Here is a 22,426-nt window from a genome sequence, read left to right on the forward strand (position 1 = left end):
TGTCCTCCGGGTTCAGCTGCTGGAGACGGACGTGGCCGCCTCTTCGGCCTCCGGCAGCGACACCGGGGACGTGATCTCCTCGCCCCGGATCGCGGCGTGCGGCACCACGACCCAGCAGGCGCAGCCCCAGATGCACTCGCCGCCCATGCCGTCGAAGCGGATCGACGGTTCGCAGAGCATCACGCCGAGGTCGAGCAGCCAGGAGTGCATGAGCAGCTTGTCGTCCCACTCGAGCGTGTCGTAGGTGTCCCGGGACGGCACGAACAGCGCGAGGTCCAACTTGGATGCCCGCGGCAGCAGCACGCTCACGAAGCCGGCGTCACTGTCGATCGGCAACACGACCGGCTCGACCCTGGTGTTCGCGACCTCGCCGATGGCCTTCGCCGCGGCCTCGCCCGCCTTCGCCCCGTCCTTGGCGGGGGCGAACACCCGCGCCTCGGCGTACTCGGTGCTGAAGCCCTTGTTCAGGCCGAGGGACCCGAGCGAGCCGGCGTCGTCGAGCTTGCGGGTGGTGAGCACGTTGATCCAGCGGTCGCTCTGCTCGCCGCGGATCGCCGGGTGCCACTGGTCACCGGGGACGGCGAGCCAGTTCAGCGCCTTGAGGGTCTCGTAGAGGTTCTTGCCGTCGTCGGCGGCGAGGAACCTGGCGAGGCCGGAGTCGAGGTAGGCGTGGGTGGCGGCCAGGTCGCCGGTGAAGGCCTGCACGTCGTCCTGCGGGACCACGAAGAACCCGCCGGTGAACGGGTTCTTGTACAGGTCGCCCCAGACCGCCATCACGCCGTTGTTCTTCTCGGTGTCGACCATGCAGTCGAGCTCGTTGATGGCCGGGAAGAACGATCCGTCCGCGATCTCGGGCGCGTCGGCGCCGCTCGGCAGTACGCCGATCCCGACCACCCAGGGCCGGCGGCCCAGCTTGATCGACGACAGGTGCCGGGCGATCTCCACGACGATCGCGCTGCCCACGCCCCCGCCCAGCGCGAACGGTACGACCACCAGCGGGGTCCGGCCGCTGTTCAGGATGCCTTCGGCGAACGCGTCCATGGCCGTGGCGATCTCGTGGTTCTGGTAGTACTCCGAGCCGTAGATCGCCTTGGCGACGGCACGCGGGAAACGCTCGCCCTCCGCGGGCAGTTCGATGTCGCCGGGCAGCCACGGCTCGTAGTTCGGGTTCCAGTAGTAGCGCGGGTACTCCATCTTGAGGAACTCGCGCCAGCGGTTCAGGCTGGTCAGCAGCTCCTCGCGGGTCGGGATCGGCAACGCGACGGTCTGCACGGCGCCGGCCGGCAGCCCGCCGGCGGCGGCCCGCACCGGGGCGAGATCGGTGTCGCCGATGTCGACCGCCAGCGCGGTGAAGCCTTCCGGCGGGTCCTTGAGCAGCTCGGTGATGATCGCCGCTCCGGTGCCACCGAGGCCGAGGACATGCAGGGAGAACGGTCCCTCGTGCTCCCCGGCCCGGTGCACACCCTCTTTGCTCAGCGCCTCGATCCGGGCCAGCGTCGCGTCGGTTCCGTGCTCGTGGTTGTGACCGTGTCCGTGCTCGGTGGCCATGCGCAGTGCCTGCCTTTCGAGATGTCGATGGAGCCTTTCGAGGGCTGATCGCCGATCCCCGCCGTGACGGGCGGTCCGCGACGCCCGGGCCGGACCGGCTCAGCCGGTGCCGACCGTCTGTCGTGGCCTCCGGCGGCCCCTTCTGCCGTGCTCCCCTGCCGTCGATCCGGCGAGACCGCTGATCGCGCCACGCAGCGCCCATTCCTGGCGGAGCCGCGCAGCGCGCGCCGCCCGCACTGCGACGGGGGACAACCGGGCGTACTGCAGCCCGTACTCCTCGTCGCCACACCGGCCGAGCACGGTGCCGTCGAACCCGACGATCGCGGAGTGCCCCGCCCAGGTGTGCTCGCCGTCGGAACCGACCGTGTTGACCGTCGCGACGTAGCAGAGGTTCATCCACGCCATGGCGCGCGCGGCGGAGATCTGGTCGTCGACGGGGACGTCCGGCGAGCCCTGGCAGCGGACGACGAGTTCGGCGCCGCAGACCTGGCAGCCGCTCGGAGGGTGCGGCGCTCCGTCGCAGATGGCCAGCGTGGTGCGTAGTCCCTTCGGGCCGTCGACGGCCCGGGGCGGATCGGCGGGGGGCCCGCCGCCGGTGAGCCCGGCGAGCGTGTGCCGGTGGCGGTGGACGACCTCACCGCGGTCGTCGATGAGGACGACGGCGTTGCCGGGGTCCGGCCGGCAGCAACCGCCGGTTGTCGAGAACACACCCCAGACACCCGCCGCGCGGCAGGCCGCCGCGAACACGGCGGTCTCCTCCCCGGGCGCGGTGAGCGGGGGTCCGATGTCGTCCTGAGAGTCGGCGACGCCGTGCGTGCTGTACTCCGGGAACACGATGAGATCCAGGCCGGGGAGGCCCTGCTTGATCCCGACGACCATGTCGGCGATCTTCAGGTAGTTCTGCCGGACGTCGCCGGCGCAGTACAGGTCCGGCACCGGGTAGTTCATCACCGCGATGCCGACGAGCGCGTCATCGCGGGCGCTGCGGTCAGGCATGCAGGACCTCCCGGGACGTCGGCCAGGCGCCTGAACAGTGCGGCGAGGTGTGATGCGCGCCTCAAAATACCGCGGTAGCTCCGGAACGCAATACATCCAGCGTGAAGTAACTGAAAACTTCGCCGTCTGTCGCCAACGACAGCTTCGCAGCTACCCAGGGTTGAGGAATTCGAGTGCAACGGTCACCGCAGGTGATCTGGTTACGCTCCGGTAGCAGAACCGGCCACGCCGGGGGGCGCCTGGGAGGCGGTTCCGGGCCCGAGCTCGGACTGGACGGCCGATTCGGTCAGCCGGCCGAGCAGGGACATGACGGCATCCCGGGTGCCCGGGGGCAGCATCAGCTCGTAACGGGCCAGGGCCTCACCGAGTGCGGCGTCGACGGCCGCGTCGATCTGCCCGACGATCTCGCGGCCGTCCGCGGACAGGTGGACCAGGACCCGGCGGCGGTCCCAGGGATGGACCTCCCGGTACGCGAGCCCGCCGTTCACCAGGCGGTCCGCGATGCGTGTCGCCGTCGGGCCCGGCACGCCGGCCCGGGCGGCGACCTCCCCCATCGTGGCCCCCGAGTTCTCCGCCAGCAGCAGCAGCACCCGCCACTGCTCGCGCGAGATCCCGAGGCCCGCGGTGATCGGGGTGACCGCGGCCGTCACGAGCTGGTCGGCCAGGTCGAGGATGGCCAGCACAGCGGAGAACGCCGGATCCGAACTCGCCACTACCCCCGACTCCTCGATCGACGGATCGGCACGGCAGCGCGCCGGCCGGGTCCGCCGAACTCGCTGCGCCCCGCGAAGGGCGCCCGGCGGACGGCAACGATCATGAGTATTACACGGAGACGGGCTGGGCATGACGCACATCACCTGCCCAGGCAGTGGTCAGGTGGGAGGCGCGTCCAGTCCGGACACCCGGAGGGTGATGTTGAGCCGGCCGTGGGCCAGGCCGATGTCGGGCGCGTCGAGATCCGTCAGCAGCCGGGGCACCCCGTGGTAGGCGAGCCGGCTCTCGTCGCCGAAGACGAGCAGGTCCCCGGAACACAGCTCGACATCGGTCCACGGTCGGCCGCGGTCTGCGGTGTTGCCCAGGCGGAACACGCAGGCCGCACCCAGGCTGAGCGACACGACCGGCTCGAGCACCTTCTCGTCGCTGTCGCGGTGGAGTCCCATCCGGGCGTCCGCGGCGTAGTGGTTGATCAACGCGATGTCGGGCCGGTAGGCGGCGCCGCGGGCCGGGTCGAGGTAGGCGTCGGCGACGGCGGCGCGGCCGAGGTCGCCCAGCCGGTCCGGGAACGGGGTGACGGGAGACCCGTCCTGGTCGTCGCGGGTGCGGGAGTAGCGGTAGGGGTACCAGTGCCAGCCCAGGCAGACCTGGCGCGCCGACATCCGGGCACCGTTCGGCAGCGACGCCGCCCGGATGCCCGGTCCCTGCATCGCCCACTCCCGGCAGGCCACCACGAGCTCGCGCTGGCGGCACAGGTCCAGCCAGTCCGGGACGTGCACCGCGCCCGGTGCGAGGGTGCGGCGCTCGCGGGGTATCAGCTCCATCGCCGGTCGCCTGTCCGCGCCGTCAGCGGGATGCCTTCGTCTCCTGCGGCGCGAACCCGGATCGCAGCACCCCGACGAGCCGGTCGACGGCCTCGGCGGTGGTGGCCGGGTCGGCGTCGGTGAGCCCGAGCACCGGATCGAGGCCCGGGCTATTGGGGGCGATGGCCAGGTGCGGCATGAGCAGGAGCAGCAGTGCGAGGAACGCGTCGAGGTCGGCCTCGCGATCGAGCTGGCCGGCCTCGCGGGCGATCTGGAGCAGGGGCCGCAGCACCTCGATGTAGTGCCGGTTGACGACGAATCGGACGGCGGAGCGGGCAGCCGGGTCGGGTTCGAGGCTCACGGCCGCGGTGAAGGCGCGATCGACGGGATGGGTGTCGAAGTACTCCGTCCAGACCAGGAGCATCGCACGCAGCGAGCCGAAGAAGTCCTCGGTCCAGGCCATCTCCTCGATCCGCCGCACCATCGCCGTCCGGATGCGCACGCTCGCCAGGTCGCTGAGGTGGGCGTACATCTCGGCCTTGTCGGTGAAGTACTGGAACAGGCTGCCCTTGCTGACCTTGGCGTTGCGAGCGATCGTGTTGAGGCTGCCGCCGGAGAAGCCGCGGGCGGCGAACTCGGCCTCGGCGGCGTCGAGCACGGCCTGGCGGCGGGCGGCGGGGAGCCGGTACCAGGTGTCGGTCGGCACGAGAACACCCCCTTCGGGGCCATCAGGACGTTGCGCCGTGAGCGTGTCCCAGCTTACAGTGACCGCCGGTCATATGACCACTGGTCACATCGGGCGACGTCGCCGCCCCGGCACGCTCCGGGCGTCTCGGACGCCCCCCACGTCGAGGAGGCTGGCATGAGTGGTGCCGAGCAGCCGGGCACCCCGCGCCGGGTGCGGATCGCGATCATCGGCGCCGGGTTCTCCGGGCTGGGCATGGCGATCCGTCTGCAGCAGGCCGGGATCGGTGACTTCGAGATCCTCGAGCGCGCCGACGACATCGGCGGCACCTGGCGGGACAACAGCTACCCCGGGTGCGCGGTCGACGTGCAGTCGCACCTGTACTCGTTCTCGTTCGCCCCGAACCCCGAGTGGAGCCACGTCTACTCCCCGCAGGCCGAGATCTGGGACTACATCAAGCGCGTCGCGAACCAGCACGACGTGCTGAGCCGCGTCCGCTTCCGGCACGAGGTGACCGGCGGCGAATGGGACGAGACGACGCAGCGCTGGCTGCTGCACACCACCGCGGGCGACGTCGAGGCGCAGTTCGTGATCTCGGCGATGGGGCCGCTGAGCAACCCGATCCCCCCGGACATCCCCGGCCTGGAGAGCTTCGCCGGGCACAGCTTCCACTCCGCGCGCTGGGACCACGACCACGACCTGACCGGCAAGCGGGTCGCCGTCATCGGTACCGGGTCCTCCGCCGCCCAGTTCGTGCCCGAGATCCAGCCCAAGGTGGGCAGGCTGCTGGTCTTCCAGCGCACACCGGGATGGACCTTCCCGCGGAACAACCGGCGGATCACCGCCGTGGAGCGCGCCCTGTACCGGCGCTTCCCGCTGCTGCAGCGGCTGGTGCGGGCCCGGCAGTACGCGTACCGGGAGGCCCTGGCCTTCCTGCTGCAGAGCCCGAACCGCGTGGGCGTCATGGAGGCGATCTCCAAGCGGCGGATGCGCCGGCAGGTGCCCGACCCCGAACTGCGCGCCAAGCTCACCCCGGACTACGCGATGGGCTGCAAACGGATCATCGTCGCCGACGACTTCCACCCGGCGCTGGCCCGGCCGAACGTCGAGGTCGTGACCGAGTCCATCCGCGAGATCCGGCCCAACGCGGTGGTGACCGCGGACGGCAGCGAGCACGAGGTCGACACGCTCGTGCTGGGTACGGGCTTCCAGGTCATGCCGGTGGCCGATCCGCTGCGCGGTCGCGACGGCGTGCCGCTGGCGGAGCGCTGGGCGACCCGGCGCGAGGCCTACCTCGGCACGACGGTGGCCGGCTACCCGAACTACTTCATGCTCGTCGGCCCGAACACCGCGACCGGCCACACCTCGGTCCTGCTGTACCTCGAGTCGCAGATCGAGTACGTGGTGCAGGCGCTGCGGCACGTCGGCCGCCACGGCGCCGCCTCACTGGACGTGCGACCGGACGTCCAGGACGCGTTCAACCGCGACCTGCGGGAACGACTGGCCGGCACGGTGTGGACCGCGGGCGGCTGCCGGAGCTGGTACCTCGACTCCGACGGCGGCACCTCGGCCCTGTGGCCGGGATACACCTGGCAGTTCCAGAAGGCGCTGCGGCGGTTCGAGCCGGCCGACTACCGGCTGGGCGCGGCTCCCGCACCGCCGGCGCCGTCGGCACCACACGACACCCGCGACCTCGACCTCGACCTCGTGAAGGGATGACCGGGATGCGCCTTCCCGCCGTGCCCCGACCGCTCATGCGCGCCCTGGTGCGCTACGGCGTCCGCCCCGTGCTCTCCGCCGGTGTCCCGGAAGCCTTCCAGCGGCGCTGGCTGGAGATCATGACGGCCCCGACGCCGCTGCCGTCAGGAGTGCGGGTCACCCGTGACCGGCTCGCCGGCCGCCCGGCCCTGCGCCTCACCCCGCCCGGGGCCGACCCCGCTCGGGCCGTGCTCTACCTGCACGGCGGCGGTTTCACGATCGGTTCCCCGGCCACCCACCGCGCGCTCGCCGGTCACCTGGCCGACGCCGCCGGCGCCACCGTCTACGTGCTCGACTACCGGCTGGCCCCGGAGCACCCCTACCCCGCGGCCCTGGACGACACCACCGCGGCCTACCGGGAGCTGCTCGAGCGCGGTTACGCGGCCGAGCACCTCTCCATCGCCGGCGACTCCGCCGGGGGCTGGCTGACCCTCCGGGCGGGGATCGAGCTGCGGGACGCCGGGACACCGCTGCCCGCACTGCTCGTGCTGATCTCGCCGGTCGTCGATCTCGGGCCCACCGATCGTCCCGACGACGCCGGCGACCCGATGCTGCAGAAGAGCTGGATCCGGTCGTGCATCGACAGCTTCGCGTCCGGCCGCGATCCCCGCTCGCCGGAGCTGTCCCCGGTGTACGCCGACCTGGCCGGGCTGCCGCCGCTGTGGGTGCACGTCGGCAGCGACGAGATCCTCTACGACGACTCGGTCCGCATCGTCGAGCGGGCGCGCGCCGCGGGGGTCCGCGCCGACCTGCGCCGCCTCGACGGGCTCTGGCACGTCGCGCACGCCCACGCCGGGCTGCTGCCCGAGGCCACCGCCGCGGTCGCCGAGCTCGGTGGCCACATCCGGCAGGCGACCCTGCCACTGACCGACACGACCGGGAGTTCCGCGTGAGTGACCAGAAGTCCTTCGACTACATCGTTGTCGGGGCGGGCAGCGCGGGGTGCGTGCTCGCGTCCCGGCTGACCGAGGACCCGACCGTCTCGGTGCTGCTGCTCGAAGCCGGCGGCCGGGACGACGCCGACGAGATCCGTATCCCGGCGGCGTTCTCCAGCCTGTTCAAGACCAAGTGGGACTGGGACTACCGGACCACCGAGCAGAAGCAGCTCGACGGCCGCCGCGCGTACTGGCCGCGGATGAAGGCCCTCGGCGGGTGCTCCTCGATGAACGCGATGATCTACATCCGCGGGCACCGGGCCGACTACGACGGCTGGCGTGACCAGCACGGGGCGCAGGGCTGGGGCTACGCCGACGTGCTGCCCTACTTCGTCCGCGCGGAGGGCAACAGCCGCCTGGGCGGGCCCTACCACGGCACGTCGGGCCCGTTGCACGTCGAGGACCGGCGCTACACCCACGAGCTGACCGAGGCCTGGGTGGAGTCGGCCGTGGCGTCCGGGCTCAAGCGCAACGACGACTTCAACGGGGCCGACCAGGAGGGCGCCGGCCTCTACCAGGTCACCTGCAAGCGGGGCCGGCGATGGTCGGTCGCCGACGCCTACCTGCACCCGGCGGCGGACCGGCCGAACCTGACCGTCCACACCGGGGCGCACGCGACCCGGGTGACCATGGACGGTTCCCGGGCGACCGGGGTGTCCTACCTCCAGGACGGCACGCTGCGTACCGCGCACGCGTCCGCCGAGGTGCTGCTGGCGGGCGGGGCGATCAACTCCCCGCAGCTGCTGATGCTCTCGGGCATCGGCCCGGCGACGCACCTGCGCGAGACCGGCGTGGACGTGCTGGTCGACCTGCCGGGCGTGGGCGAGAACCTGCACGACCACCCGGCAGTGCCGCTGCTGTGGCGCAGCCGCGGCACCAGCGACCTCGTCGACGCCCTGAGCCCGGCCCGGTTGATCCAGTGGCAGGCCCTGGGGCGCGGGCCGCTGGCCTCCAACGTCGGCGAGGGCGGCGGCTTCTTCCACAGCCGTGACGGGCTGGCCGCCCCCGACCTGCAGGTGCACGTGGCACCCACCGGGTTCTACGACAACGGGCTGCGCGAGCCGGTGGGCCGGATGTTCACCGCGGCCCCCACCCTGGTGTCCGTCGCCAGCCGTGGGCGGCTGCGGCTGCGGTCCGCGGACCCGTCCTGGCGGCCCGAGATCGACGTCCGCTACTACGACGACCCGGCCGACCTCGACGCCATGCTGGCCGGGTGCCGCCGGGTGCTGGAGATGGCCCAGGAGGGCCCGCTCGCGCAGCTGCTGGACATGTCGTACCGGCCCGCGGCGGGGGCGCGCAGCAGCGACTCCGAGCTGATCGACCACATCCGGGCGCTGACCCAGACGCTCTACCACCCGGTGGGCACCTGCGCGATGGGCAGCGGCGAGGACGCCGTCGTCGACCCGGAACTGCGGGTGCGCGGCACCGAGGGCCTGCGCGTGGTCGACGCGTCCGTGATGCCGGTCGTCCCCCGGGGCAACACCAACGCCCCGACGATCATGATCGCGGAGAAGGCCGCCGACCTGATCCGCGGGCGCACCGCGCCGGCCGTCTGACACCCCAACCGACCCCACCGGAGGAAGATCATGAGTGTCACCGACATCGCGACGCGACGCGACGCGGAAACGGACGCGGAGACGTTCGACTCACTGAACCCCGCGAACGGCGAGGTCGTCGGCACCTACCCGGTACACGGCGCCGAGGACGTCGCGGCCGCGGTCGCGCGCGCCCGGGAGGCGACCGCGTTCTGGTCGTCGCTGTCGTTCGCCGAGCGTGCCGAGCGGCTGCGGGCCTGGGCCGGGGTACTCACGCGCCGGCTCGCACAGCTGTGCGAGGTGGTGCACGCCGAGGTCGGCAAGCCCCACGGCGACGCGCAGCTCGAGGCCGCGCTCGCGATCGACCACATCGCCTGGGCGGCGCGCAACGCCTCCAAGGTGCTCGGGCCGCGCCGCGTCTCGCCGGGCCTGCTGATGGCCAACCACGCCACGACCGTCGAGTACCGGCCCCTCGGGGTGGTCGGCGTGATCGGGCCGTGGAACTACCCGGTGTTCACGCCGATGGGTTCCATCGCCTACGCGCTGGCCGCCGGCAACACGGTCGTCTTCAAGCCCAGCGAGCACTCCCCCGGCGTGGGCGCCTGGCTGGTCGACACGTTCTCCCAGGTCGTGCCCGAGGCCCCGGTGCTGCAGCTGATCACCGGGTTCGGCCCGACCGGCGAGGCGCTGTGCCGGTCCGGCGTGGACAAGATCGCCTTCACCGGTTCGGCGAAGACGGGCACGCACGTGATGAGGGCCTGCGCCGACACGCTGACCCCGGTGATCATCGAGGGCGGCGGCAAGGACGCCCTGCTCGTCGACGCCGACGCCGACATCGCCGCCGCGGCCGACGCGGCGGTCTGGGGCGGGATGTCCAACGCCGGGCAGACCTGCATCGGCGTCGAGCGGGTCTACGTGCACGAGCGGGTCTACGACGCGTTCGTCTCCGAGGTCACCGCGCGGGCGCGGCAGGTCCGGGCGGGTGCCGACCCGGGCGCGAAGATCGGGCCGATCACCATGCCCAGCCAGCTCGGGGTCATCCGCCGGCACATCGAGGACGCGCTGGCGCGTGGCGGCCGGGCGCTGGTCGGCGGCCTCGACGCCGTGGGTGAGCGGTTCGTGCAGCCGACCGTGCTGGTCGACGTGCCGGAGGACTCCATCGCCGTCACCGAGGAGACCTTCGGGCCGACGCTCACGATCGCCAAGGTGCGCGACATGGACGAGGCCGTGGAGCGGACGAACGCCACGGCCTACGGGCTCGGCGCGACGGTGTTCTCGAAGTCCCGCGGCATGGAGCTCGCTCGGCGGATCCGCTCCGGGATGGCGTCGGTGAACTCGGTGATCTCGTTCGCCGCCGTCCCGTCGCTGCCGTTCGGCGGGACCGGCCAGTCCGGGTTCGGGCGCATCCACGGCCCGGACGGGCTGAAGGAGTTCACCAGCGCCAAGGCGATCGCCCGGCAGCGGTTCCCGATCCCGCTCGCGCTGACCACGTTCGCCCGGTCCGAGGCCGCGGACAAGGCGATGGCCACGCTGACCACGCTGCTGCACGGCAACGCGGGGAAGCTCCCGCGCCGGCGGCGCTGACGCGCAGCAGGTCCACGCGCGGGCGGGCCGTCACGACGGCCCGCCCGTCGGCGTGTCCGCGCCCCCCGTGGCAACCGGGCAACGCGCGCGTCGGGACGCGCGTGGGGAGCACAACGGGCGCGTCACCCACAACGGGCCGCGTGGCGGCACGACGGGCACGTGGCGGCACAACGGGCGCACGATCACGTATGACGCAGGAAGTCACCGGGGCGGCACGGCGCCCGGCGGCGGCCTGGGTCAGCGGGGCTCGCGGGCGGCGCGCGCCGCGGCGTCGAGCTCACCGACGAGGGCCTGCAGGGTGCGGTCGCCCTCGATCTTCCGGTCCAGCAGCGGGTTGACGATCCCACGCAGCACCGACAGCGCGGCCCACCGCTTCGGCACGATCACTCGAGCGGCACGGCGTTCGATGCCGGCGAGGGCCGCCTGGGCGACCTCCTCCGGTCGGATCGCCTGGCCCAGCGGACCGGGCATGGCCCGCTCCCGGAGCCGGGTGACGATCGGGTTGCCGCCGAAGGCGACCTTCGCGATGGCGGTGTCGACCCAACCGGGGTAGAGCACCCCGGCGGTGGCCCCGGTGGAGCTCAGCTCGGCGCGCAGGCTGCGGCCGAACATCTCCGCGCCGGCCTTGGAGACCGCGTACGGCGCGTTGGCCATGCCGTTGACGAAGGCGTAGGCCGACGCGACGACGAGCACGTGCCCGCGTCGCGCGATGACCTGGGGCAGCGCGGCCTTCACCGTCCGCCACACTCCCAGCAGGTCCACGTCGACGACGTGCTCGAAGACGTCCTCGTCGATGGCGGCGATGGTGCAGGGCGGATCGGCGGCGATGCCCGCGTTGGCGAACACGACGTCGATCCCGCCGAAGCGCTCCACGGCGGCCGCCACCGCGGCGTCGAGCGAGGCGCGGTCGGTGACGTCCGCGGCGAGGGCCAGCGTCCGGTCAGCACCCAGCGACGCCGCCACGCGGTCCACGTCCTCCTGACGCAGATCGGTCAGCACCACGCGCGCACCGCGCGCGTGCAGGGCCTGCGCGGTGGCCCGGCCGATACCACCGGCCGCACCGGTGAGGAACACGACCTTGTCGCGGACGGGGAAGTCGGTCATCGTCGCCTGCCTCGGCTCAGCGGTCGGGGTGTGGCCGCACCCTACTGTCATCGACACCGTGATCGGCACCGCTGTATGACCAGTGGTCACACCGTCGGTCAGGTTGCGGTGCATCGCGACCAGTTCGGCCCCGCGCTGGAGATGGCCGGACACGGCGTTGAGCGCGGCGTGGTCGACTCCGGGCCCGCTCCACCGGTCACGACGACGTCCGGCCGCGCGTGCGGGCCGGACACCAGCCGCACTCCCTGCAGGTCCGCGGTCACGTCCCCGCTGTCGAGCAGCAGGCAGGCGACGCCGGGACCGCGAGACCCACGAACGGGGGGCATCCCGCACCGCGACCTGTCCGCCGAACGGGCTACAGGTACGGTCGGCGGCGCCTGTCCGGGCCGGCCCCGCACCAGGGTCGCTGCCCCCACAACGCACCGCGGGAGGACTCGTGCAACGCGGCGATGGACCCGACCAGACCCGCCGGTTCCCGGGGCCGGACGCGCCGGGCCGGTCGGACGAGACCCGCCGCGTCGACGGCCTGGTCGGCTCGCCACGCCGGGACGGCTCCGGCCCCACCCGCAGGATGGGCGCACCCGCAGGTGCGGAGCCCACCCGGCACCTCGGTGGACCGAACACTCCCGAGGGCCCGGTGCTGGACGGGCGTTACCGGCTGACCGGGCTGCTCGGCACGGGCGGCATGGCCGACGTGCGCCGGGCCGTCGACCTGCAGCTGAACCGCCCCGTCGCGGTGAAGATCTTCCGGCCCGGCACCGACCCCGACGGGGAGCAGCGCTTCCGCGAAGAGGCGCGGACGCTCGCGAACCTGAACCACCCCGGGCTGATCCCGGTGCACGACTTCGGGATCGAGCAGCACCGCGCCTACCTGGTCATGGAGTTGGTCGAGGGGCCGACGCTGCGCGCGCGCCTCGACCGGGAAGGCCTGCCGCTCGCCGAGGTGGCACGTATCGGCAGCGACGTCGCGAACGTGCTGGCGTACGTCCACACCCAGGGCGTGGTCCACCGCGACGTGACACCGTCGAACGTGCTGCTCGACCAGGGCCGGCGGGTTCGCCTCGCCGACTTCGGGATATCGCGGCTGGCCGGGGCCGCCGGTCTCACCTCCGCCGACCTCGCCGTCGGCACCCCCGCCTACATGGCTCCCGAGCAGGTGCAGGGCGACCACGCGGGCCCCCCGGCCGACGTCTACGCGCTCGGCCTCGTGCTGCTGGAGGCCGTCACCGGCCGGCCGGAGTATCCCGGGGGGAGCTGGGAGGCGGCCGCCGAACGACTCTCCCGGCCGCCCGCGGTGCCCGGCGACCTGCCGGAGCCGCTGCGGCGCGCACTGCTCACCATGACCGAGACCGACCCGGCACGGCGACCGACCGCCCGGCAGGCGGCGCAGATGCTCGCTGACGTCGCCACCGGCGAGGACAGCGCCGACAGCGGCTATGCGGAGGAGCCGGCGGGCTCGACGACGAAACGCTACTTCGCGATCGCGATCGGATTGGTCGTGCTGATCGCCGCGCTCGTCATCGCGTCGCCGGTGAGCGCGCAGGACGCGCCGCAGACGGCCCAGCCGAGCGTCCCGGCCACGACCGAGGACACCGGGAGCGGCCCGGCCGCGGACAACCCCACCGGCGCCCCCACCGCCGAGGATCCAGGCCCGAGCGGTGGCGGGGACAGCGGCCCCCGGTTCCCCAGCCCGCCGAGCATCAACCTCTCCGACCTGCCGGACGTCCCGGACCTGCCGAACGTCCCCGAGGTTCCGGAGTCGGTCCGCGAGGACGCCCGTGGCCTCTGGGAGCGGTTCACCGACTGGCTGTCCGGCGTGTTCTGACCCGCGGCCGTGCGGGCGGGGCCGGAGTTCGAACGGCGGTCAGCCCGGGCCGGAGCCCCCGGCACCGGGCCGGGGGCCCGCCGCGGCGGTCGCCCGGCGGGGCACGGCGACGCGGGTCAGATCCTGGGCGACGACGATCTCGCCGTCGAACACCGCGGCGGCCTCCTCGTGGAACAGGACCGGGTCGGAGTAGCGCTGGGAGAAGTGGGTGAGTACCAGCCGGCGCACACCGCATTCCGCGGCCACCGACGCCGCCTGCCGTGCGGTGAGGTGGCCGTAGGCGCGGGCCAGTTCCTCGTCCTCGCTGAGGAAGGTCGACTCGATCACCAGCAGATCGGCCCGGTCGGCCAGCGCGTACACCGCGTCGCACATCCGGGTGTCCATGACGAAGGCGAACCGCTGGCCCGGCCGTGGCTCGCTCACCTGCTCCAGCCGCACCGTCCGCCCGTTCAGCTCCAGTGCACCCGCCCGCTGCAGCCGGCCGACGTCGGGGCCGGTGACACCGAAGCGGGCCAGCAGCTCGGGCACCATCCGCCGGCCGTCCGGCTCGACGAGCCGGTAGCCGAAGGTCTCGATGAGGTGGTCGAGCCGCCGCGCCTCCAGGGTCGCGGACCGTTCGGTGGCGAGCACCCCGTCGCGTTCGATCGGCTCCTCGCGCACGTCGACGACGTCGCGGAAGAAGGTGGCGTGCCGCAGCCGCTCGAAGAAGTGCCGGCCCGAGGCCGGGAAGTGCGCGTGCACCGGGTGCGCGACCTGGTCGAGCGAGAGCCGCTGGACGACGCCTGGGAGGCCGAGGCAGTGGTCGCCGTGGAAGTGGGTCAGGCAGATCCGGGTGATCGCGCTGCTGGGCACGCCGGCCAGCAGCATCTGCCGCTGGGTGCCCTCCCCCGGGTCGAACAGCAGTCCCTGGTCGTCCCAGCGGAGCAGGTAGCCGTTCTGGTTGCGCTGCCGGGTGGGCGCTTGGCTGGCCGTGCCGAGCACGACCAGTTCCCGGGCTGACATCCCGCGAGGCTACGCGACCGTCCGCGGGGTGTCGGCCGGTCAGCTCTTCCCTGCGCCCCCGGCGTCGCGCGGCCGCGCCCGCGGAGACGGCCCGGCTCGGTCAGTTCTCGGCCCGGGCCGTGTCCGCCGTGGCTGTGGACGCGACGGACGAGCGGTTGTCGACCACCTGCACGCCGGCTGCGATCCCGGACAGACCCCGGTGCCCGTCGGTGCGCCACGCGGCGACGACCGTCGCCACCGCGAGCAGGAACGCCAGCACGCTGCCGACCCCGCCGATGCCCTGGAGCACCAGGATCCCGCCGGAGCCCACCGTGGCGCGCACGAGCCGACGGCGGCGCGACGGCGCCCGCCCGTCCGGGCCGAGGGGGCGCAGCAGCACCACCTTCTGCCCGATCGTGGCGCCGTCGCCGGCCAGCGGCACCACGAACAGGAACAGCACGGTGGGCAGCCACCAGCCGACGACGTCACCTGCAGCACCGGGCCAGTCGAGCTCCCCCGGCCCGCCGAAGGGGACACCGGCGAGCAGCAGCACGGCGCTGACCCCCATCACGAGCGCACTGCCCGTCAGCTGCACCACGAGCACGTCGCAGACCATTCCGAGCAGCCGGCGCCTCGTGGTCACCGGGCGGGGCGCGGAGGGCGGTGCGGTCACCCGTTGTCCGGGAACGAGCCGCAGCAGCGGCGCGGCCAGGGCGCCGAGCATCGCGCCCGCGCTGTTGGCCAGCAGGTCGTCGACATCGAACAGCCGGTACGGGCAGGGGTAGGCACCCCAGATCCCGGTCAGCTGGGTGACCTCGATCAGCAGCGAGACGACGGCTCCCGCAGCCGTGGTGAGGATGACGGAGCGCTTGCCGAGGTAGCGCACGAGCGCTCCGAAAGGCAGGAACAGCACCACGTTGAACGCCACCTGCTGCACGGCTGGACTGGCCATGAGCGCGTGGAATCCGGACCCGGCCTGCTCGTTGCGGATGTCGCGGAGGAACTGCAGCGGCCGCAGTTGCGGCTCGACCAGCCAGGCGTCACGGGTGCAGAACGCGGCGTCGGCGTGGGGCAGCGGGAGCAGCACGTAGGCGAGGAGTGCGAGGCCGTAGACCAGCGCGGCGCCGGCGAGCATCACGTGGCCGGCACCGAGCGTGCCGCGCCGCCGGAAGCTCACCGCGACGTAGGGCACGAGCAACGCGGTCGCGAGGAGTCCGCCCAGTACCACCGCGACGAAGGCGGGGAGGACGCGGACGCTCACACCGCCATCCTGCCCTGCCGATGATCTTCGCGCTGCTCCGCTTCGCGTCAGCGGTCGAGGGGCCAGTGCACTTCGACGCGCGTGTAACTGATGTGCACTCCCGGGCCCACCAACGAGGACGGGGACCGCGGCTGCGCACCCGGCCACGGCAGTTCCCGCCGGTCGGTCCACGGCCACATCAGACGGGAGACCACCGCGGCCCCGGTCATGGCGGCCGCCGCGGCGGCGCCGACGACCGACGCCGCGACGAGGGGAGCGCCGGCGAGGGCCCGCGCCAGGGACTCCGGACGGGCGACGGAGACGGTGCGCGATGCCCGTGACGCCGGTCGGCGTTCCGACGCCGGGACGGGCAGGCGGCTGTCGTCCGGGCCGGGTGCGCCCGACGGCGTCACGGACTCATGATCAGGCATGGTTTCCCTCCCTGTCACTCGTCCTCATTCCACCACCGCCGGGTGCCCTGAGCCAGGTCCCGCCGCAGCCTTGCCGGGCCGATGAGTTCTGTATCCGCGCGCGGTCCTACCGGTGCCGAGCCGGTGGTGAGCGGGTGAACGGTGGCCGCGATCCACCGCCCACCCGCCCTGCCGTCAGCCGGACTTCCGGTCCGCACCCACGAGGACGTACACCATCGTGCAGTGCCTGTCGCTGCGGTTGCGCCAGGCGTGCCGGGTGCCCCGCTGCACCACGCAGGTCCCCGGGGTGACGTGCACCTCGGCGCCGTCGTCGAGCTCCAGGTAGATCTCACCGTCCACGCAGATTCCGTAGTCGATGCTGTCGGTGGTGTGCATGCCCGGGGTGTCGGGCTCGAACACCCCGATCAGCCCGGGCTGCCTCCGCTCGGCGTCCGCCGCGATCTCCTCGGGGTCGGCGCCGTCCGGCTCCTCCTGCTCGGCCGACTCCGGCGGGAACCGCACCACGACGAACCGTGTGCCGCCCGGCCCGGGGAAGAACGGGTACGGCACCGTCGCGGGGTTGTCCCCGGCGCCGACGAACGGGATGCCGTCGTCGGTGCCCCAGATGTTGTAGATGTCCAGGCCCAGCACCGGCCCCGGCTCGACCGATGTCTCCTCGGCGAATACCGACCTGCCCTCGGCGGTCCGGTCCGTCACGACCTTCTTGACGTCGAATGCCACCATTCCTCCTGACGTCGTGACCAGCGTGTGTCCTACAGGCCCACCCATTGCCGGCCGGTTCCGCGGACGATGCGGCCGAAGGCCGACCCGCTGAAGTGCCCGTCGGCGCCGATGACGCCGGGGTCGCCCTCGAGCTCGGCGGCGATCTTGTCCCGGGTGCGGGCGGCCGTGTCCGGATCGACGTCGAAGATGATCCGCAGGTCACCGTCGGCCAGCTGCAGCGGGCAGTGCACGACGTCGCCCAGGATGATCGCCCTGTCCGCACCGGAGGAGATCACCGCCGAGCAGTGGCCGGGCGTGTGACCCGGGCTCGCGAGCACGTTGACCCCCGGGGCGATCAGCGCGCCGTCACCCACCGGCTCGATGCGGTTCACCAGCGGCGCCTGCACCACCTCCGGGTGCGGCCCGACCGCGGCCAACTCCTCGTCGGTGACGCCCTGCCAGAACTCGAACTCGCCCTCGCCGACGACGTGGCGTGCGTTGGGGAAGGTCAGCGCGCCGTTCTGGGAGGTCCAGCCGACGTGGTCGAGGTGCATGTGCGTGTAGAACACGATGTCGACGTCGTCCGGCTCGACACCGGCCTGGCGCAGGCTCGACAGCAGCTTGCCGCCGGTGAACACGCCGCCCACCGGGTCGAACGGGACCGTCATGTCCCCGAAGCCCAGGTCGACGACGATCTTCTTGTCGCCGGTCTCGACCAGGAACCCGCCGAGGGTCAGCAACAGCTTCCCGTCGGCGTCGAACAGCTCCCGGTGAGCTTCCCAGAGCGCGTCGTTCGCAGCGGGGAAGACCGTACCGGCCTCGACGGTCGCGTCGCCGTCGGGCAGGTAGGTCACCTTGATGTCACCCACGTCGATCGACTCGAGGGGTGCAGGTCGTGCAGACATGGTCGTCCTCTCTGTGGTGACCGGCGGGCGACCCGTCAGCCGGCCAGCGCCCCGAGCACCGGCTTGAACGGGTAGATCTGGCTGTCCACGACCACGCCCTGCGCGACGTAGGGGTCGCCGTCGAGCAGCGACTTCAGCTCGGCCTGGTCGGCCACCTCGGCCACGAGGACCCCGCCGGTGCCGTCCTCGAAGGGGCCGGCCACGCGCACGAGGCCCGCCGCCACCTGCTCCTTGAGGTACGCGGCGTGCGCGCCGCGCGCCCGGTCGATCAGCTCCGCATCGTCGGTGTACTTCCACACCACGGTGAAGAACGCCATGCCATCCATCTCCTCGTGTCGGGGGACCCTCCACCGCCTCACGCAGAGAAGGGCATGAAAGCCGGCGCGGCGACCGCTCGGCCGGCAGCGGGGTGGGTGGCCCGGTTGCGCCGGGCCACCCACCCCGGGTTGGCGGACTCAGCCGGGGAACTGCGGCATGATCTTCTCGCCGAACAGCTGCAGGTTGCGCTTGACCTCGTTGAACGGCAGGAAGCCCTGGTCGGACCACCAGACGAAGTACTCCGGGTTGCCGTTGTCCGCCAGCTCGTGCATCTTCTCGGCCACCGCGCCCGGGTCGCCGGCGTAGAGGTAGTGCGACTCCTCCATGCGCTCGATGGTGCGCGGCACGTCGCCGGTCTCGCCGGCCCGACGGAACACCTCGTAGAAGCCGTGGTGGCCCCAGAAGTGCTTCCAGCCCACGCCCGACACCCCTCGCGACGCCTGGCGCATCGCCTCTTCCTTGTTACGACCGAAGTGGACCGACCGCAGCACCCCGGTGTTCTCACCGAGCGCCAGGTCGAGGCCGAGGTGCTGCTTCGCCTCGTCCTGGTAGGCCTCGACCATCTTGTGGTAGTCCTCGGGAATCGAGGTCAGGATGATCGGGGTGATCCCCTCGCGGGCCGTCCACCGGATGGTGTTCTCGCTCATCGAGAACGCCTGGAACATCTTCGGGTGCGGCTTCTGGTACGGCTTGGGCACCACGGAGATCTTGTGGAGCAGGCCGTCGTCGCCCATCTCCCCGTCGGCGCCGAACCGCCGGGTGTAGTCACCGGCCGGCCACGGGGACGCCGGGTGCGGGTACGGGAACTTGTAGAACTTCCCGTCGTAGCTGAACGCCTCCTCCTTCCAGGCCAGCTTGAGGATCTGGTAGCACTCCTCGAACAGCTCGCGGTTCAGCTTGTCGCGCTCGCTCGCGTCGCTGGTCGCCGTCTGGACCGGGAGCAACTGGGTCAACGCGTTGAACCAGCGCTCCTGGTATCCGCGCGCCATGCCGACCACCGTGCGGCCCTGGGTCATCTGGTCCAGCCACGCCGTGTCGATGGCCAGCTTGACCGGGTTGTGGCTGGGCATCACGTAGCCGACCGGGCCGACCTTGATGTTCTTGGTGTGGTGGGCGACGTCCAGGTAGAGGGAGGAGGGGCCGCCCTGCTCCATGCCCTCGGTGTGCAGGTGGTGCTCCGGGAAGCAGATGGCCTCGAAGCCGTAGTCGTCGGCCATCTTGGACAGCTCGCGAACCTCGGTCAGCATCTGCTGCCACTTCTCGGTCCGGTGACCGATCGGGCGCAGTGCCTCTCGCTCGCGTTCCGTGGCCGGAAGAGCTGGGAGCATGAAAAAGACGAACTTCACCTGGACTCCTTCACCGAAAGAGATGAGGGCCCTGGGAGTGGGCCCGTACAACGGCGCACTCAGCCGTTTCGTGCCAGTGCCGTGCATGACCGGATTCGACCGGAACGGTCAGGAGATCTCCTGGCGTGAACGCTAGCCCGCGGGAGAGGGGCGGTGCTGTCCGATAGTGCAACAGAGCCCGGCCGCCGAGGCCGCTCCCGGTACCGGCGAGCGCCCTGGAGGTTACTCTGAACTGCGGCGATGGCGTGACCGGCGGCCGATCCAGGAGGAGGGCTCCAGGTGACGGCCCCGTGGTTTTATCCTCATCATGTGCAGGTATTGGCGTCGGCTCACCGGCGGGCGAGCCGGCCGTCGCAGCGGCGCGCGAGACGGTCCGCGTCTTCATTTCTTCCTGGCAGGTGCATCAGAATGAGAACCGGCGTGCAGGGCAATGGCCGGCGTGGCCCGAAGATGTCGGAGGTCATCGCCCGGGAGTTGGCGAACCACATCGTGGAGGCCGGGCTCGTGGCCGGGAGCGTCCTGCCCACCGAGCGGGAGATGATCGAGAGTTTCGACGTCGGCCGCTCCACCATCCGGGAGGCGTTGCGGCTGCTGGAGACCAGGAACGTCATCACCCTGCGCCCCGGACCGGGCGGAGGCCCGGTCGTGCGGCGACCCCGGCCCGAGGACCTGAGCGAGGCCCTCACGCTGATCCTGCAGTTCGAGGCCGCCTCGCTCAACGACGTGATGGAGGCTCGTCGGGCGCTCGAGCCGACGATCGCCCGGTTGGCCGCCAGCCGGATCACCGAGGCCGACCTGGAGATCATGGACGAGACCGTCCGCCTGGTCCTGGAGGCCCCGAACCCGGAGAACTTCCAGGAGCAGAACCGGATCTTCCACGCGACACTGGCCCGAGCCGCGCGCAGCGTGGTGCTGCAGGTCTTCGTCGAGAGCCTCGGCTGCGTCGCCGACGGCCTGGCCGGTGGCGTCACGTACTCGTCGCGACGCTATGTCATGGCCGCCGACGCCCACGCGCGCATCATCGAGGCCCTCCGGGCCCGGGACGGCGACTGCGCCGAGAAGATGATGCGCGAGCACCTCGACGAGGCCGACGGCTACTGGCACAAGAAGCACCGGGACCTGATGACGCGCCCGGTGGTGTGGCGGCGCTGAGCCCTCGCTCAGCCACTCAGGCAGCGGCCGTCGATCCCCAGAGATCTGATCTTGCGGTAGAGCGTGGACCGCGCGATCCCGAGCAGTTCTGCCGCGGCCTGCTTGTTGCCGCCGCAGTCGTCCAGCGCGTTGAGCACCGCCTCGCGCTCGGCCCGCTGCAGCGACGTCAGGCCGTGCCGGATCGGTGCCGTGCGGTACTCCGGCGGCAGGTGCTTGATCGCGACGTCCCGCCCGGCCGATCGCATCAGCGCACTGGTCAACACCGTTCGCAGCTCGCGCACGTTGCCCGACCAGACCTGGCCCATCAGGTTCTGCAGCGTGGCCGGCTCCAGGCGCGGGGCCGGCGCGTCGCCGGCGAGGTCACGGACCAGCACCCGGGCGAGATCGGGGATGTCCTCGACCCGCTGCCGAAGCGCAGGCAGACGCAGTCGCGCCGGGAAGCAGTCGCGCAACCGGGTCGCCGCGTCGTCGTGCTCGGCCAGCCGGGCGGTGGCGATCAGCCGCACCGCATGCTCGTCGGCGGTCTCGACGAGGCTCACTGCGCGTGAGGCCAGCTCGGCGGGCAGCTCGTCGATGTGGCGCAGTACCAGCGTCCCGGGGGTGGCCAGGCCGGCCCGTAGACGGTCGAACCATGCCCCCGGGTCATCGCGGCACTGCCCGGTCTCGAGGACCCTCACCACGCCGCCGGCGCCGTCGAGCTCGTGCAGGTGGCGGGCCAGGAAGGTCTTGCCGGTCCCGGGCTCACCGGAGATCAGGACCGGCCGCCGGGCCTCGGCCACCGCCGCGAGCTCGCGGCGGAGCCGCTCCGCCGCAGCGCTGCGGCCGGGCACCGGGTGACCGCTGCCGTCCCCGCCCGGGCGGCGGTACACGGGACCGGGACCGGCCACGTCGGCCGGGCGCGGCCGCATCTCGATGAGGATGCCGGCCTCGAGCTCGTGGACGCGCACGGTCGTGCAGCGGGCCTGTACGACGATGTCGTCGGCGAGCCGCAGTTCGCCGCAGTACTCGTCCCGGGAGGCGAGCACCTTCGTAGCCCAGTCCCAGAGCAACGGCTGGTCGGCCGGGCCGACCAGCGGGCCGGCGAGGGTGTTGCTGATGAGCAGGTCGCGGTTGAGGCACACCACGGCCCCCGCGGACCGGCGGGTGGCCTGTAGGAAGCGGTCCAGCAGGAGCCGCTCGTGCCGCGCGATGTCGTCCGACAGCCGGTCCTCGATCCGTGCCGCGGCCTCCTCCGCCAGCGGCAGCATCAGCACGTTGTCGTCCTCGCTCGGGCACACGAGGGCGAGAACACCTTTGACGATTCCGGTGGTCGGATGCCGGACCGGCACCGCCCGCGCGCTCAGCCGCCGCAGGTTCTCCCGGTAGTGCTCGGCACCGACCACGACGAACGGCCGGCGCTCCTCCATCGCGCATCCGATCGCGTTCGTCCCGATGGTCTCCTCCGCCAGCAGCGAGCCGGGAGCGATGCGGAGCCGGTCGAGCCAGGCCCGCACGTCCTCCCGCCCGACACGGCGCGCCACGACCCGCGCGTCCGCGTCGGCCAGCACGACCGCCAGGGGCAGCCCGTGCAACCGCCCGGCCAGCCGCTCGATCACCGCTTCGGCGGCTCGCAGGAGACGACCGGGGCGATCGCCGCTGGAGCTGCGGGGGACGTCCACATCGCTACGACCGACACCGTTACGCGCGGACCGTTGCCAGGACAGGGCGATCTCGGGCCGGAGGTGGGCGCGGCGGGCGCTCTCGGCCACCTCGGGGCACCGCGGTCTGTCCCGGGCCAGGCTCGGGACAGGGTCGGACTGAAACGTCAGGGTCACGTTCGGTCACCTCGATGTGACTGGGCCTGCTCCGACGTTGTCGAGGCGCG

At 72.4% G+C, this 22,426-nt stretch carries 20 protein-coding genes; 6 read left to right on the forward strand and 14 right to left on the reverse strand.

The features are described from left to right. Window positions 1–12: 12 nt before the first annotated feature. From HF519_RS00325 to HF519_RS00345, 5 genes are all read right to left on the reverse strand, one after another. On the reverse strand, window positions 13–1,548 hold the full coding sequence (locus HF519_RS00325; protein ID WP_169409557.1) for a hypothetical protein: 1,536 nt from the start codon (window positions 1,546–1,548) through the stop codon (window positions 13–15). 99 nt (window positions 1,549–1,647) lie between these two features. Then, complete coding sequence (locus HF519_RS00330) at window positions 1,648–2,544, reverse strand: nitrilase-related carbon-nitrogen hydrolase (RefSeq protein ID WP_169409558.1); 897 nt, start codon at window positions 2,542–2,544, stop codon at window positions 1,648–1,650. Between the two features lie 200 nt (window positions 2,545–2,744). Next, window positions 2,745–3,257, reverse strand: a complete 513-nt coding sequence (locus tag HF519_RS00335) for a MarR family winged helix-turn-helix transcriptional regulator (protein WP_169409559.1) — start codon at window positions 3,255–3,257, stop codon at window positions 2,745–2,747. 159 nt (window positions 3,258–3,416) lie between these two features. Further along, window positions 3,417–4,082, reverse strand: coding sequence for an alpha-ketoglutarate-dependent dioxygenase AlkB (locus tag HF519_RS00340; RefSeq protein ID WP_169409560.1), 666 nt, complete (start codon window positions 4,080–4,082; stop codon window positions 3,417–3,419). 22 nt (window positions 4,083–4,104) lie between these two features. Then, complete coding sequence (locus tag HF519_RS00345) at window positions 4,105–4,767, reverse strand: TetR/AcrR family transcriptional regulator (RefSeq protein ID WP_169409561.1); 663 nt, start codon at window positions 4,765–4,767, stop codon at window positions 4,105–4,107. A 156-nt stretch (window positions 4,768–4,923) separates the two neighbouring features. Between HF519_RS00345 and HF519_RS00350 the strand changes: the two genes are divergently transcribed. Genes HF519_RS00350 through HF519_RS00365 form a run of 4 tightly spaced genes read left to right on the forward strand, consistent with a single transcriptional unit; the run spans window position 4,924 to window position 10,558 of the window. Further along, window positions 4,924–6,465 carry a flavin-containing monooxygenase gene (locus HF519_RS00350; protein WP_169409562.1) on the forward strand — a complete coding sequence of 514 codons (1,542 nt, stop codon included), beginning with the start codon at window positions 4,924–4,926 and terminating at the stop codon, window positions 6,463–6,465. Window positions 6,466–6,470: 5 nt separating this feature from the next. Beyond that, window positions 6,471–7,397: an alpha/beta hydrolase gene (locus HF519_RS30765; RefSeq protein ID WP_169409563.1), complete on the forward strand. Its 927-nt coding sequence runs from the start codon at window positions 6,471–6,473 to the stop codon at window positions 7,395–7,397. Next, the gene (locus HF519_RS00360) at window positions 7,394–8,995 is read left to right on the forward strand and encodes a GMC family oxidoreductase (protein ID WP_169409564.1); all 1,602 of its coding nucleotides are present in this window, start codon (window positions 7,394–7,396) and stop codon (window positions 8,993–8,995) included. The genes HF519_RS30765 and HF519_RS00360 overlap by 4 nt, the downstream gene beginning before the upstream one ends. Window positions 8,996–9,025: 30 nt before the next feature. Continuing rightward, complete coding sequence (locus HF519_RS00365; RefSeq protein ID WP_169409565.1) at window positions 9,026–10,558, forward strand: aldehyde dehydrogenase family protein; 1,533 nt, start codon at window positions 9,026–9,028, stop codon at window positions 10,556–10,558. 237 nt (window positions 10,559–10,795) lie between these two features. Here the strand turns inward: HF519_RS00365 and HF519_RS00370 are convergent, their stop codons facing one another. After that, window positions 10,796–11,662, reverse strand: a complete 867-nt coding sequence (locus HF519_RS00370; protein WP_169409566.1) for a short-chain dehydrogenase/reductase — start codon at window positions 11,660–11,662, stop codon at window positions 10,796–10,798. A 436-nt stretch (window positions 11,663–12,098) separates the two neighbouring features. On the opposite strand from HF519_RS00370, the gene HF519_RS00375 reads away from it, so the two are divergent. Continuing rightward, window positions 12,099–13,487 (forward strand): serine/threonine-protein kinase, encoded by a 1,389-nt coding sequence (locus HF519_RS00375; protein WP_169409567.1) that lies wholly within the window; start codon window positions 12,099–12,101, stop codon window positions 13,485–13,487. A 39-nt stretch (window positions 13,488–13,526) separates the two neighbouring features. On the opposite strand, the gene HF519_RS00380 is transcribed toward HF519_RS00375, so the two are convergent. From HF519_RS00380 to HF519_RS00410, 7 genes are all read right to left on the reverse strand, one after another. Further along, window positions 13,527–14,489: a ribonuclease Z gene (locus HF519_RS00380; protein WP_169409568.1), complete on the reverse strand. Its 963-nt coding sequence runs from the start codon at window positions 14,487–14,489 to the stop codon at window positions 13,527–13,529. A gap of 100 nt (window positions 14,490–14,589) precedes the next feature. Continuing rightward, window positions 14,590–15,729 carry a VanZ family protein gene (locus tag HF519_RS00385; protein ID WP_169409569.1) on the reverse strand — a complete coding sequence of 380 codons (1,140 nt, stop codon included), beginning with the start codon at window positions 15,727–15,729 and terminating at the stop codon, window positions 14,590–14,592. A gap of 47 nt (window positions 15,730–15,776) precedes the next feature. Next, window positions 15,777–16,139 carry a hypothetical protein gene (locus HF519_RS00390; RefSeq protein WP_169409570.1) on the reverse strand — a complete coding sequence of 121 codons (363 nt, stop codon included), beginning with the start codon at window positions 16,137–16,139 and terminating at the stop codon, window positions 15,777–15,779. 174 nt (window positions 16,140–16,313) lie between these two features. Continuing rightward, window positions 16,314–16,859, reverse strand: a complete 546-nt coding sequence (locus HF519_RS00395; protein WP_169409571.1) for a cupin domain-containing protein — start codon at window positions 16,857–16,859, stop codon at window positions 16,314–16,316. 32 nt (window positions 16,860–16,891) lie between these two features. Further along, window positions 16,892–17,746 carry an MBL fold metallo-hydrolase gene (locus HF519_RS00400; RefSeq protein ID WP_169409572.1) on the reverse strand — a complete coding sequence of 285 codons (855 nt, stop codon included), beginning with the start codon at window positions 17,744–17,746 and terminating at the stop codon, window positions 16,892–16,894. A gap of 35 nt (window positions 17,747–17,781) precedes the next feature. Then, on the reverse strand, window positions 17,782–18,063 hold the full coding sequence (locus tag HF519_RS00405; RefSeq protein ID WP_169409573.1) for a YciI family protein: 282 nt from the start codon (window positions 18,061–18,063) through the stop codon (window positions 17,782–17,784). A gap of 138 nt (window positions 18,064–18,201) precedes the next feature. Further along, the gene (locus HF519_RS00410) at window positions 18,202–19,410 is read right to left on the reverse strand and encodes an LLM class flavin-dependent oxidoreductase (RefSeq protein WP_169409574.1); all 1,209 of its coding nucleotides are present in this window, start codon (window positions 19,408–19,410) and stop codon (window positions 18,202–18,204) included. 408 nt (window positions 19,411–19,818) lie between these two features. Here HF519_RS00410 and HF519_RS00415 point away from each other — a divergent pair, with 408 nt between their 5' ends. Further along, complete coding sequence (locus tag HF519_RS00415; protein WP_169409575.1) at window positions 19,819–20,562, forward strand: FadR/GntR family transcriptional regulator; 744 nt, start codon at window positions 19,819–19,821, stop codon at window positions 20,560–20,562. A gap of 8 nt (window positions 20,563–20,570) precedes the next feature. On the opposite strand, the gene HF519_RS00420 is transcribed toward HF519_RS00415, so the two are convergent. Beyond that, window positions 20,571–22,376, reverse strand: a complete 1,806-nt coding sequence (locus tag HF519_RS00420; RefSeq protein ID WP_169409576.1) for a sigma-54-dependent Fis family transcriptional regulator — start codon at window positions 22,374–22,376, stop codon at window positions 20,571–20,573. Between the last annotated feature and the right edge of the window lie 50 nt (window positions 22,377–22,426).

The sequence above is a fragment of the Pseudonocardia bannensis genome (assembly GCF_012911875.1).
GTDB classification, from domain to species: Bacteria; Actinomycetota; Actinomycetes; order Mycobacteriales; family Pseudonocardiaceae; genus Pseudonocardia; species Pseudonocardia bannensis.